This is a genomic window from Desulfurococcus sp., assembly GCF_038881575.1.
Taxonomy (GTDB): domain Archaea; phylum Thermoproteota; class Thermoprotei_A; order Sulfolobales; family Desulfurococcaceae; genus Desulfurococcus.
Window position 1 is genome coordinate 284,587 of sequence record NZ_JAVZPN010000001.1, and the last position, 13,026, is coordinate 297,612.

Sequence of the window (13,026 nt, forward strand, 5' to 3'; positions counted from 1 at the left end):
ATAAATAACGCGTGTATATCAAACTACACATTTTCAGCTTCAAAGCGAAGAAGGAGATGATAACTGAGAATATGCATCTATGGAACTGTTTTCAACAATGTCCAATACTTCGAGGAATCTATTAAATCGGTGTTTAACCCCAACTACGATATAATCATAGTAGATTCTTGTTCAACTAATGGAACATGGGGGAAGTTGTTAGAGCTTAGAAAAGAGTACAATTTAACCCTATAATATAGATATAAATCTTCAAGAAGATTAGGGAGATACATAGCCTTGTATGAATGCTTAGAAGGCTCCGTAACAGCGTATTTCGACCTCGACACAATATACTCGGTTGCTTTCCACAGAATAATCGAGTATGCAGAAAACATAAACCCTATATATGCACACTACACCCTAGTAGGAAAAAGAAAATTCATTCTATCTAAGGGTGGTCGGAAAGATCTTGTAATGGAAGAGAACCTAGACTTCTGTATTAGAGTGGTTTAAAGTAGCTTTTCCCATACCTACAGGCTTAAATGTTGTTGTGAGACGTCAATCTCACACATTAGAAAAGAGATATACCAAAGAACTACTAGAGTACGTAAAAAGGGTTATAAAAGGACACTTAGATTTCTACTATTCCATTGGATATATTCCACCACAATTTTTCATTCTTAAAGTTAAAAGAGGCATATTACTATCGTCAATGCTTACCTACTTCTACTTTATCAAGGGGTCAAATCGCTATCATGTTTTTCAAAAACTTCTCGAATCAAGCCGAATTTGAAACAATGGTTCTCTCAAAGATGAGAAATCCCCCGCGAAATAGGCATCGATGATGCATTGTTCAATATCGGTGTAACCTCTGAAACAATAAAGATGCTGGGGAGAGTTAAAGAAATCGATAAAATTGTTTTAAATAAAGTTGGAAATGTCTAAATGTCTATAGGATATCGCGCAAGGTATCATCACCAAAAATAGCATATTTTAAAAGTGTAAACGTTATTCCATATGCTCAATATTTGTTTACCAAGATAGAATCAACAAATGAGGTGGAAACTTGAAGATCTTGATACTTCACCCGCTTTTAGAAATTGGTGGAGGTGCTGAGAAACTAGCTATAGAGATGCACAGGGCCTTACTAGAATTAGGGTTCGATAGTGAAATTGTGACTTTTAACTTCGACGTGGAAAGAGCCGAGGAAGCCGTTAAACTTCTATCTCCTGACTTCTCTCCTCGTATCGTTAATGTTTCCTCGTGGCTTCTACGCGTTACAGACTCCACTCTCAGAGCAGTATCTAGAAATAGAATGACTAAGTTAAGAAGAGCACTTTTAACAGGCTTCTTGATAGATAGTATAATGAAAAACAAGGATGACATATTGATTGATACTTCATCTCATATACCCACTAATACTCACATAGCCTACGTCCACGTCCCTCTTGTAATGCCTAGTGGTAGAAGTGGAGTTGTCTGGAGGACCTACGAAGCCTTTCTTAGGAAAATTGCCGATTCTCTAACAGGTAATCCAAGGCTTGTGTTAACGAATAGTTCATGGACTAAGCGTGTTTTCATGAAGGTGTATGGTTCAAGGTTTAGAGTCGAAGTTCTACATCCACCGGTGGATGTTGAATACTTCGAGTCGACGAACGACTTAAGGGAGAAAATGATTATCACGGTTTCAAGATTTAGTCCTGAGAAGAAGCTTGAAGAGATCCTTAAAGTAGCTGTTGAGCTAAAGGATTACCAGTTCTATATTGTAGGTTCAGCAACGAAGGAAGGCTTTAAGTTAGCATCTCAGCTCGCTGAAAAAGCTGAAATTATGGGACTTGGCAACGTTTACATAATCACGAACATTTCCAGGGAAAAACTCAGAGAACTGTTCCATAGAGCCTTATTCTACCTTCATCCACCTTATCCAGAACACTTTGGATTATCGGTGGCTGAAGCCATTGCTGCAGGAGCAATACCTATCGTGTATAAGGATGGAGGTGCATGGACCGATATCGTTTCCCATATAGACCCGGCTCTCGGATATTATAGTGTATCAGAGATCTCGGGCATAGTCAGACGTATTGAGAAAAATGAGGCACTCGTGAAAACCATTCGTGAAAAAGGCCTAGAAGTAGTAAAATCATTCACTTTCGAAGCCTTCAAGAACAAGCTTAAGCAATTTCTACACATTTGTTGTCTACAATAGCTCATTTTTAATACATCAAATATGTAAGCAAGGATTATAACTGTGTAATGGTGTTTAACGCTACGGTATACTTGAAGCTTTATCAAGGAGAGGTCACAGTTCAGTCAGCGAGTTAATGAAGAGACGCAGAGATTTAGTTAAGAGACACTAGTAGATATCGAAGAATTATGTGAATAATGCTGGCCCTGGTGTTAATGTGTACTGATCTTAACGAATGAGGATAAAAAGACTATGTTCCTTCTCGCGATTTTCTTTATTTCCAACACGAAATTGATTTTTCAATATGTTTTTCTTGAAGTTGTCGTAGTTGATTGTTTTAGACACCTTGCTACGCTTATTTCTTAGATTTCTATATAGCTCTGGGTTTTCACCTAATTATCTCTATGATGCTTAATGCTTCCTTTATCGCGCTATAGCTATAAAGAGAGGGACTTTGCTTACTCCTATTCTTTTTGCCTATTAATTAATATGGTGTTTTTACGTATCGATCGTTTCCTAGCTTCACGGGTATTCAAGTCTTATTTCTATTTATTGTTTTAATGCCTGTGACTCTATTTCTCCATTCTTTATCTCTATAATTTTTGTTGCAATGTTCGCTAGCTCTTTGTACATGTAGTGAGTGGCTATGAGGACTAGGGTTTTTTCACTGCGTGCTAGGTTTACAATGTCTTCTATTAGAAGCTTTGTTCTATGGGAATCCAGGTATGTGAAGGGCTCGTCTAATACCAGCATTTTTGGTTTTATTGCGAAGGCTCTTACGATTGTAACGGCCTTGGATTCTCCGGCGCTCAGCTTGTTGGCGGGTTTTTTCTCTAGTTGTTTCAACCCGTATCTATTGATGTAGTATTCAAGGATATTATCGTTAACTCTTTTTCTAAGTCTCAAGCCAAGCTCTACATTGTATCTTACAGAGCCCCTGACAAGTATTGGTTTATCATGTACATATGCGATGAGGCTTCTAATATTATTTCTCTCTTCTTCCTTCAAGCCCCAGTAGTCTTTGCCGTCTATTAGAATTCTCCCTTTAGATGGCTTTACTATGAGGGAGATTATCTTGAGAAGCGTTGTTTTACCGACTCCGTTGGGCCCTAACACAAGGTATATTCCTGGTTCTATGAAAGATAAATTAATGTTTTTTAATACATATTTTTGAGCATCATAGCTATGCCAAATGTTCTCCAGCACTATCTTCATGCTACATACCTGCTGATGATCTTTACCAATAAGATTATTGAGAGAGTTATAGCGATAAGTATTAAGCCTATTGTGAGAGCATACTCGTAGTTTCCTATAGATGCCTGGATAGCTATAGCTGTTGTTAAAACATTTGTAGCCCCCTCTATGCCGCCGCCAACGATTAAAGCTACTCCGAGTTCTCCAATAGCCCTGGAGAACGCTGTTAGATAAGATGATACCAGGGCAGGCGTTAATTCTCTTAAAAGCAACCTGGGAACATGGTTTTCCGGAGCACCAAGAGATAAAACGAGCTCCCTAATGCTCTCTCTCAAGCCGTAGACATGTCTAAATATCGTTGTAAACGCGATGGGTAATGCAACTATGAATTCACCTATAATGATAGCCTGCAACGTGTAGAGAAGCCTGAGGAAGCCCAGGGGTCCACCGGGATATAGAAGCATGTATACAATGAGCCCCACAGCTGTTGTCGGGACTCCAACCAAGGCTTCGAAAACACCGAGAATCATCTCGGCTTTTTCCCTGCTCAACCTGGAGAACACTAGGCTGAGAAACACCGCGGATGCAAAGGCTAGAAGCGATGCTATGGAAGACACATAGAGACTTCTAAGAGTTATTAGAAAAAACGACTCCATGGTTTAAACCCCTAGGTGTTTTATCCAAGCTTAGTTAATTCTTCCCATGCACTTAGTATTAAGGTTTCATTACCTCTAACAGGCTCTACCAAGCCTTTATATTTTGACGCCAAGAGATCCTGGCCTTTACTCATTATATAGTCCCTCAGCTTATACGCTATATACAGTGTGAATGGATCATCGCATGCAGGCGCTTTTGAGAAGTACATTGAATACACGTTAATTAGGTATAGAGGATCTTTCTTCAATACAACGAGATTGTTTACCTTGCCGTTGTTAACGAGATTTATATAGCTTCCTACATCTGTAAGCGTATAGGCTTTAAGGTTATCAGCCATTAAAAGCGTCTGCGCCATCCCCTGCCCGCTCTTCAAATACCATTGTTTTCCCTCCGGATTAAGCTTGGTGAGATTCCATATCTGTAGCTCTCTGACATTTGTACCCGACATATCCCCTCTGCTAACAAATTTCGCTAAGCCGTTTTCACCAGCGTTGTATATCCTCTTAAAGGCCTCGAGGGAGTTAGAAGCCCCACTCACGTTTGCTGGATCATCGGATGGGCCGACAATAATGAACTCATTGTATCCAAAAACAGCGAGTCTTTCTATTTTCCCTTGATTCATGTATTGAAGCTCGAGGACAGGTGCATGTACAAACCCTATGCATGCAGAGCCATCTGCTAAAAGCCTTAAGGCCTCCCCAGTGCCTTTTGCAAGGACATCGAATTTTATATTCATACGCGTTGAATTATTGAAGTCATTGAAGAAGTCGTTGAGCACGCCGATTTGATATAGAGACGTCGTTGTCGCCACTATCACAGTGCTATGCTGAGGAGCAACAGTGGTTTTTTCTCCATAGTATCTCCCCATATAGTAGCCCAATAGACCTACCGCGATCAATGCAACGGCGAAGACCGCGTATAATAGGGTTCTTCTCACAGATCCCCACCATCAGAAAATATATCACGGATGAAATTAAAAGCGCATCATGAGTCTTAGATGACGACTTTGCGAAGAAGCCCATCACAGCTTGATTACTTCTCTATTTTTCCCGGAGCTCTATAGCCTTCAACTGACCTCCTCCACGCCCTGAAGTGGCGAGGACCCCGGCTCCTCCAGTGCATCCATTATTGTTCTGGAGCCGGCATCATCGCACAGCTCAGGGCCAGCCGTCAGCTTGCGGGCGGTGCATGGCTCATCGACTGCCAGACTCGCCATGCATCAACTCCAAGCATTATATTGAATAGGTTCATATGTCACCTCATCTCCTTTAGAGATATGCGAGAACTCCATATTCGAGGATGGGGTCAGCTATCCTGTACCCTTCGTCCTCTTTGACTAGGAAGCCCGAATCCACTAGATTCTTCAGGATGTTAGCTAGTGTTGGATCAGGGATTCCCCCCAGCTTTGCTTCGATTCCCCGCTTTATTTCGATCCAGGAAGCCCTTTTAAGTATAGCAACCGTCTTCAATACCGCCTCATATCTCTTCCTCCCTATTCCATAGACTTCAAGCGCCTTTGATAGCTCGCTTACTGCAAGCTTCGATGCTTTCTTAAGTATTTCCTCCGATGTTTCTCTTCCCGTAGAAAAAGAGTGACCGAAGTAGGTGAGCCAGCCAATTATCCCGTCGAACTTCTCTACAGCGTCTTCTATAATCTCTTCCTTCACTCGCAGGTTTTCCTGTTCAAATCCTCTCACCAGGAACTCTCTAGCCTTCTCCTTAGGCAGAGGCTTTAAGCGGACTTCAGAGTAAGCTCTCCCGTAGAGGGGGGCCTCGGGATCATCCACCCTGAGGAACCTGTAGAGCAAGCCAATCATGGAACCCGATACGATAATCTTTATGTCTAGATTATCGTATATGTATGCCAGCAGCGAGTCAAACCTATAGCTGGATCTCCTGAGCTCCTGAGCCTCATCCAAGACAAGAATGGATCCTTCCAGGGCTCTTAGAACACGGAGAAGGGTTGATTCCCTTTTATCCCTGATCCTCACCCCGAAGGCCCCAACTCTGACTTCCTCTATGTTGCTTAAAAGATCGCGGGCCCAGCTGAGCCTGCTGAGCTCCTCCTCGAGGATCTCCATGAAAGACCTGAGCGAGAGCATTTTTCCCTGCATAGCCCGGCAGTCCACGAAGACATAGTTCCTGCGTGTCTCATTCAGATACGTGAGAATAAGAGATGTCTTCCCATACCTCCTCAACCCTGTGACTACGGTTAGCTTGCCTTTTTCAAGCGATCTCTCCAGCAGATTCCACTCTTCTTCCATGTTGAAGAAGTCGGCTTTCCTCCTCTTGGGTTCAGGGCTGAAGTAACCCATTACTTACCCCCCTAAGTAACTTTCCCCCCTAAGTATTAAAAATTTTTTGGAACAGTTTCCGCCAAAATTCCAAAGAGGCTGAAAGAGCTCATAGGTAGATAATACATAAAGCCAAACCAGCAATAGATAAAAACTATTGAGGAGGGAGTAAAGGAGCACATGCTTAAGGAAGCCGAGAAGAAACTGGAGGAAAGCCAGCTGAAGCACTCTCACTAGTCTAGCCTTATTCATGAAGCACCACAAGGATCCAAAACTTGTTGTATCAGAGTACGCTAGTAAGAGCCTCATGCTTATCAAGCTATAGGATTACTGGCTCTCGAAACACACTATAGTAGAACTAATCTCATCCCCGCCGTAAAAGGACGAGGATACCCCGATCCATATGATGCCGGATGCCGGGATTCCTGATTTATAAACTCTTCACGACGCCGAAACAACACCAACCAATACAAGCCCGTATGAAAAACAAAACAGTAGCCAAAAGCGGGAAATAGTCGAAGACCCTCTGAACACTCCCAAGCCAGATGAGGGAACGATAACAACCAATATGAACCCATACGAGACCTGAACCCCAGTTTGAAACCCAGCATGTTTACGTGCTCAGTGCCTGTTTTAACAGTATACGGGACTGTATGCACTGTACCCAGCTCTATTGGATGGCTGGGGAAGTCTTCAAGATAACCAGGGCCACGTGTAGTAGGTGCCGCTTCATGGTTCACGAAGGCGAAGTTATTGAGAGATTAGCCAGGACGCTGTGAAGAAAAGCAGGTTTCTATTATGGGTGGCTAAGCACCAGTAAAAGCTAGCCCTCTTTTTCTCGAACACCTGTATCGTTGATCGAGGGCTTTTGTTTTCCCTATATTAGTGTTCCCAGCCTCCTCGCTTGGATCCGGTTTCTCTACTGAGAACATGCATCAATGATCTCTCCCACCAATATGTCTGTCGCAAGTCTCCCGTCTCATAGCTAAGGGGTTTGCATCATTCCGTAGCCTGGCACCTCTCACAGTACCAGGGTCGTTTCAATTGAAAAGCCCCGCCATTCAGGGCGGGGAGGAGGCCAGTATGAATGGGATGTATATTAGGGTGTTTACCGCGGTCACCACGCTTCCCACTTTAAAGAAGTCTTTGAACGATATGGTCTTAGAGTACTTTGATTCAAGCACCTCTAAGATGATTATGTTTGATGCTGCGCCGAGAAGCGTTAAGTTGCCTGCAATTGTGCTGAACGCTGCCAGTGAGAGCCAAGCGTTTACATCTCCCCCTGTGAAGCCAAGCGAGTGCATGTAGTCTATGAAGAGCTTTGTGAAGGGGACGTTGCTGATGAGCTGGCTTATAACTATGGATGAAACAGCTATTGATAAGACGTCTCTGTAGTCCCCGTGCCTCGCACTCATGAAGATGTTTAACAGGGGGTTTAAGACGCCGCTTCTCCATATACCATCCATGGTTATAAACATCGTTATGAAGAACACTATAGTACCCCAGTCCACCCTGCTAAGAGTAGCCCTTGGATTCGATGAGAGAATATATGCGAGTGAAGCCATTATGAAGGGTATGAATCCCCTGTGCTCTATCCATTTAAACCCCATTATTTCAAGGATATCGTTCACCACTAGGATAACTATTGTAGCAGTGAAGAACACCCCTGAAACCAGTGCATCCCGCTTGTTCTTCAAGTGCTCCTCGGGGATAATGATAAACCCTTTTAACACATGGTTCTCAATATTATACAGCCTCATGACTACAAGTGGTGTGAGCACGAGGTTTACAAGTGTTGGAGCAATGAGGACACTCATGAACTTCATAAATGGCGCTGTGATACCTGACTCTATCGCGATGAGTAGGTTCTGTGGATTACCCATGGGCGTCATGGTTGAGCCTATTGTTATCGCGAATGCTAGTATTAGGAAGAATGGCACTGGATCCACACCTGTTATCTTAGCCATCGTATAGACTATCGGAGGCCCCATTAATGCAACTGTATCATTAACAGCGAACGCTGCCAGTAACCCCAGCACTATGGATGTAGACACTAGTATCCCACGGGTTGACCCGGCCCTGGAAACCAGTTTAATAGCTATGACTTTCAGTAGGCCGCTTCCCTCAGCGAGCCCGACCAGGCTGAACATGCCTATCAGGAATAATATTACATCGAGATCTATGGCTTCACCAAGCTTATCAAACGGCTCTAAACCAGTTAAGACAGTGAGGGTTGAAGCAGCCGCCATTATCGCCCATATTGGTATGCTTGGCCTCCGCGACCTAATTATTAATCCCCCTATAATCCAAGCCAATATAATTGATGCTGCAGCATGATTAACCAGAGTCATACCGGTCTACCATTGCATTGATGCTACCAGTTGATTACCTACTACATGATCGCTTTATATATAGGAGTCCTCAGGCCTCAGAGGCTACACCCTGCGGCATTGAACATAGTCTTAGTTGTTTAAGACTACTCGAGTTCAGGAGGTATCCATTTTCACCGTACTTGAAACATATTTAAATTACTTGGACGTAATACATTATATGGTTGATTAAATAATAACGTAATAATGATAGTATTATATGTTGAGATATTTACATCATTTATTTAAATATATTATAACCCCCACCCTTTAACTACCAAGTAATACGAGAATATTACATGGGTGATACTTATGCCTATAAAATATAGGTGTAAAAGCTGTGGGTTCATACTCTTCGAGTTCACGAGGGTGGGGCAAGACTATTATGGAGTGCCCACACCCGAGGAGGTTTACAGGATATACGGTGGCATATGCCCTAGGTGTAAGTCCATGCTTGAGGTACCATTACCGAGTGAAATAAAGAGCAGGATAATAATACGTAGCACGATACAGTTCAAGCACGCCATACCAGGAGGCATGGGAGGCATACCGAGTGAAGCCGCCTCCACTAAACTAAATGCATAGCATCAAGTATTTCACCTAGTGCCTCCAAGCTATACTCGGCCTTATACCTCCTAAGTAGCCTTAATATCTTCTCCCTCTCCAAGCCCAGTCTACTGATTAATTCACTGCTATATCTGAACCGGTAGAGTAGGTAAGAGATGAACGAGGAGAGATTACTCGGCTTCATAGACCTCCTCGCGCTCTCCCAGTCTATTATTTTCACCCCATCGGGGCAGATGAAAACGTGGTTACCAGGCCTGTTGAGCTCGGTATGGTCTATGCGTGTCGAGTCAAGCCTATTTAATGCTACGAGAACCTCGTAAATCACTTGCTTAACCTTATCCATGTCGCCGCTTCTAAATAAATCTGTGAGGAGAACCTCCAGCGATCGACACGTAACCGGGTCCACTAGCTCTCTAAACAAGTAGTCCTGGCTATACATGTATAGTCTAGGCGTGACCCCGGAGCCACTGGCCCCCATCATTGCCTCAGCCTCCCTGAATAAGTCATCCCTTCGACTATCCGTTCTCCTTATCTTTAACACGCCTAAGCCATGCCTTGCATGGTAAGCCACCACGATTATCGAGGAGTAGCCTTTCCCAAGCACCCTGACACCGTGTATTACCTGGCCTGTCTCCAACAGGTATATGAAGCCCTCCTTAATCAGCTCCAGGGTTCTCTCAACTATTAAATCTCTTCTATTGCATGCCGGGAAGCATAGTACTCTATATATATATTCATCCCGGGGGTAGTTGACTAGGAAATGCACTTCACCATCCATATAGGGGTCTTCAATATAAATTCTGAAATCCATCGTAAAGCCCCTCTTCCCGATAACTCTGCTATCACCTCCTCGCTTAAGGCCTTCACCGATGGCTTTATATCCCTGAAGTGTGGAGCAACCGAGTACCCTCGGCTTCCCTCCTCCAGTATCTGCTTTACATTAATATATCTTCTAGGGGATAACGCGTTTAGGGAGCCCTTCTCATCAACCCATACACCGATCCCCTTACCAAGATGCTTCGATATGAAGCTATGTGATCTCTCCCAGTGCTTCACAGAGGGACCCTTATAGTGTTTATATACTGGGAGACTACATGAATCAAGCTCCAATAATATAGCGCAGTACCTGTCCTCGTCAGTCCACGATGATGAATCGATTACGTGGAAATCAAAGTTCTCGAGGAGCTTAACCATGGTATCCCTAACCCTGTTCAACTCGCCCCATACAACATCAGGGGGCAGTCTCTCCTCCAGCATGTACTCAACTAGGACTATACATCTATCCGCGAGCTTCTTCTTCACATCATCCATAGATGGCCCCTCATACTCTAAGCCGTAGAATACTAGTGATGGATGCATGAGATAACACCTGGATGCCAGGCTGAATATTGCAAGGCTTTTCACCGATACATTTGCCGTTACATTCCTCATGGGATCCACTGGGTCCGGCATATATATTACTGAGTCAGGATACTTTTTCCTAAACCCCTTCCAGAAAGATTCGTCAACACTTATCGAGTCAATGTAAACCGGGGGACTCCATTTAGATGCCTCCTCGAGAACCCTCCTCATGGAATTATACCTGGCTATAAGTACTTCCACAGCATAGCCGCTGAAACCCTTTGTCTTGACCTCGGCACCATATACCCCAATACCCTTCATAAACTTCTTTAATAATCTAACCTGGTCTCTCATCTCATCCGTAAGCCTCTCCCTAATGTACCTCGTGTGGAACGGCGTCCTATCCACAGCTGTTCTAATATGTGATGGATCTGATATGTTGAACGCTGGCACGATATCTGCTTCAACATCACTGATCCTGACCCTTACATAGGGGTGTTCAGCATACCTTAACTCGTATCTCCCAAGTTTCTCCGCGGCTTCAACCACTAGCTTAAACCCTTTACTCTTCAACTCCTCAATACTCCATGATTCAGGGTATAGGACGAATACATCCATATCCCTGTCTCCAGATAGCCATGTATCATGCGCTATGCTTCCCTGAATAGTCACCTCGGCTTCAACACCATGCTCTCTCAGCACGGTGTTTATAGCGTCGGCGATTACACGGTATACACCTAGTACATGCTCGTACTCCTCCCTGCTGGGCTTGATTGATTTAAGCACAGCCTCCTCGATCCCGCTGGTGGTCATTTTAATAATCCACCACTGCTAGGCAAGCTTTTTCACGCATATATTGCTATATATTGGTCCACGCGGCGTTAAGACGCTTTTCTTAACTATTACCTCCTCCACTGGTGAATACCCGAAGTCCGTCTCCCTTAGCTCAATAAGCGTCTTCACGAGTTTCTCAATACCCCTATACCCCTTGACCCTGGCTAGGGTTATATGTGGAGTGAACTCCTCCCTCTCAGGTTTAATACCGATCCTCCTTAACCCGGCCTCCACGATCCTGTATAATTCCAATAACTCGCCACTCCCCTCCTCAACCCCAGCCCAGATCACCCTTGGCCTCTCAAGGCTTGGAAAGCCCCCTATGTTCTTAACGTGTATTTGGAACCCCTTGTATGAGATCGTGTTTATGAAGCCGCATACCTCGTCAACGATGCTTCGTGGTACTTCACCAATGAATCTCAGGGTTAAATGAATATTCTCGTCTTCAACAGGCTTTAGATCCACCCCGGTGGCAGTTATCTTATCCCTTACCTCGATGAGTCTTCTCAGGACCTCCTGATTCTTCAGCTCGATGGCTATGAAGCACCTTATGATCTCACCGCTCAAGAACACCACCCCTAACTCTATGAAACATTAAAACGCCTCCAAAATATATTAACTATCCTAAACCAGCTGGTGTAGTATTCATGTTATTCATACTAATCGTGGGGATGCCTGGATCCGGTAAGGGCGTGGTTGTTGAAGTAGCAAGGGACCTCGGCCTACCTGTCTACACCATGGGCGATGTTGTAAGGGAGGAGACGAGTAGAAGATACGGCATTATCACACCGGAGCTCATGGTCTCCACGTCAAGGGATCTACGGAGAGAACGCGGCGATAACATTATAGCTGTTAAAACAATTGAAAGGATAAGAGAGAAGGAGGGCGCCGTAGTTATAGATGGCGTTAGAAGCCTTGTCGAGGTGAATGAATTCAGGAGGCACGGTGAAGTCATTATAATAGCAGTACATGCCTCACCAAGGACAAGGTTCAAGAGGCTGCTGGAGAGGAAGAGGCCTGGGGATCCAGCTTCATACAGTGAGTTCCTTAAGCGTGATATGACAGAGCTGGAGTTCGGTGTAGGCAACGTGATAGCTCTAGCCGACTATATGATAGTTAATGAGTCAAGCATCGAGGACGCTAAAAAGGAAGCCATTAGAATACTGAGGGAAGTGGTGGAGAAACATGGTTAAAATAATAGTTGAAGCTGAGGTAAGGCCAACCGAGGACGCTGAGAAGGTGAAGAAGGCTGTGAAAAACATCTTCGCCGGGGATATAATAATCCAGGAACTAGGCAACAAGTACAGGGTGGTTAAAGGGGTCTCCCTCACTATTGAATCGCTGAAGCCATTGAAAAACCTCGCGAAAACCCAGCAGGTTGAGCCAGCTCTGAAAAACTACCTTATCAAGTACAGGACCACTACCTCAATATCTCTTTTACTACATAAGCAGGCTGCATACGCTGGGAAGCTCTCGCTAATAGACAGTGAGAAAGAATCACCGCTGGGACCAGTGAAAATTATCATCGAGGGAGACGCGAACGAGCTAGAGGAGGTAGTGAAATACTTCTCAACTTAAAATCATTTATAATTCTAGACACTAGTAT

The 13,026-nt window shown here is 44.0% G+C and carries 15 protein-coding genes; 6 read left to right on the plus strand and 9 right to left on the minus strand.

Annotation, left to right across the window (positions count from 1 at the left end):
• Positions 1-75 precede the first annotated feature (75 nt).
• The 3 genes from QXV08_RS08935 (at position 76) to QXV08_RS01465 (ending at position 2,185) form a co-directional block, all read left to right on the plus strand.
• On the plus strand, positions 76-234 hold the full coding sequence (locus QXV08_RS08935; protein WP_404990979.1) for a glycosyltransferase: 159 nt from the start codon (positions 76-78) through the stop codon (positions 232-234).
• Positions 235-276: 42 nt separating this feature from the next.
• Complete coding sequence (locus QXV08_RS01460) at positions 277-492, plus strand: hypothetical protein (RefSeq protein WP_342788166.1); 216 nt, start codon at positions 277-279, stop codon at positions 490-492.
• Between the two features lie 553 nt (positions 493-1,045).
• Complete coding sequence (locus QXV08_RS01465) at positions 1,046-2,185, plus strand: glycosyltransferase (RefSeq protein ID WP_342785335.1); 1,140 nt, start codon at positions 1,046-1,048, stop codon at positions 2,183-2,185.
• A gap of 528 nt (positions 2,186-2,713) precedes the next feature.
• Here QXV08_RS01465 and QXV08_RS01470 read toward each other — a convergent pair.
• The 6 genes from QXV08_RS01470 to QXV08_RS01495 all read right to left on the minus strand — a co-directional run bounded on the left by QXV08_RS01470 (position 2,714) and on the right by QXV08_RS01495 (position 8,660).
• A complete protein-coding gene (locus tag QXV08_RS01470; RefSeq protein WP_342785333.1) occupies positions 2,714-3,379 on the minus strand; it encodes an energy-coupling factor ABC transporter ATP-binding protein in 666 nt (221 codons plus the stop codon).
• Complete coding sequence (locus QXV08_RS01475) at positions 3,376-4,014, minus strand: ABC transporter permease (RefSeq protein ID WP_342785331.1); 639 nt, start codon at positions 4,012-4,014, stop codon at positions 3,376-3,378. Before QXV08_RS01475 ends, QXV08_RS01470 begins: the two co-directional genes overlap by 4 nt.
• 20 nt (positions 4,015-4,034) lie before the next feature.
• Positions 4,035-4,952, minus strand: coding sequence for a substrate-binding domain-containing protein (locus QXV08_RS01480; RefSeq protein ID WP_342785329.1), 918 nt, complete (start codon positions 4,950-4,952; stop codon positions 4,035-4,037).
• A 331-nt stretch (positions 4,953-5,283) separates the two neighbouring features.
• Complete coding sequence (locus QXV08_RS01485; RefSeq protein ID WP_342785327.1) at positions 5,284-6,330, minus strand: ATP-binding protein; 1,047 nt, start codon at positions 6,328-6,330, stop codon at positions 5,284-5,286.
• A gap of 785 nt (positions 6,331-7,115) precedes the next feature.
• Positions 7,116-7,241, minus strand: a complete 126-nt coding sequence (locus QXV08_RS01490) for a hypothetical protein (RefSeq protein WP_342785323.1) — start codon at positions 7,239-7,241, stop codon at positions 7,116-7,118.
• Between the two features lie 129 nt (positions 7,242-7,370).
• Positions 7,371-8,660 carry an SLC13 family permease gene (locus QXV08_RS01495; protein ID WP_342785321.1) on the minus strand — a complete coding sequence of 430 codons (1,290 nt, stop codon included), beginning with the start codon at positions 8,658-8,660 and terminating at the stop codon, positions 7,371-7,373.
• A gap of 330 nt (positions 8,661-8,990) precedes the next feature.
• On the opposite strand from QXV08_RS01495, the gene QXV08_RS01500 reads away from it, so the two are divergent.
• The gene (locus QXV08_RS01500) at positions 8,991-9,263 is read left to right on the plus strand and encodes a hypothetical protein (RefSeq protein WP_342785319.1); all 273 of its coding nucleotides are present in this window, start codon (positions 8,991-8,993) and stop codon (positions 9,261-9,263) included.
• Here QXV08_RS01500 and QXV08_RS01505 read toward each other — a convergent pair.
• From QXV08_RS01505 to thpR, 3 genes are read right to left on the minus strand one after another with little or no spacing between them, the layout of a single operon-like run.
• Positions 9,247-10,056 (minus strand): serine/threonine protein kinase, encoded by an 810-nt coding sequence (locus QXV08_RS01505; RefSeq protein ID WP_342785317.1) that lies wholly within the window; start codon positions 10,054-10,056, stop codon positions 9,247-9,249. The genes QXV08_RS01500 and QXV08_RS01505 overlap by 17 nt on opposite strands.
• Complete coding sequence (gene cca / locus QXV08_RS01510) at positions 9,999-11,399, minus strand: CCA tRNA nucleotidyltransferase (RefSeq protein ID WP_342785315.1); 1,401 nt, start codon at positions 11,397-11,399, stop codon at positions 9,999-10,001. The genes QXV08_RS01505 and cca overlap by 58 nt, the downstream gene beginning before the upstream one ends.
• Positions 11,400-11,417: 18 nt before the next feature.
• On the minus strand, positions 11,418-11,993 hold the full coding sequence (gene thpR, locus QXV08_RS01515; protein WP_342785379.1) for an RNA 2',3'-cyclic phosphodiesterase: 576 nt from the start codon (positions 11,991-11,993) through the stop codon (positions 11,418-11,420).
• 74 nt (positions 11,994-12,067) lie between these two features.
• Here thpR and QXV08_RS01520 point away from each other — a divergent pair, with 74 nt between their 5' ends.
• Positions 12,068-12,613: an AAA family ATPase gene (locus QXV08_RS01520; RefSeq protein ID WP_342785313.1), complete on the plus strand. Its 546-nt coding sequence runs from the start codon at positions 12,068-12,070 to the stop codon at positions 12,611-12,613.
• Positions 12,606-12,998: an RNA-binding domain-containing protein gene (locus QXV08_RS01525; protein ID WP_342785311.1), complete on the plus strand. Its 393-nt coding sequence runs from the start codon at positions 12,606-12,608 to the stop codon at positions 12,996-12,998. Before QXV08_RS01520 ends, QXV08_RS01525 begins: the two co-directional genes overlap by 8 nt.
• Positions 12,999-13,026: the final 28 nt, after the last annotated feature.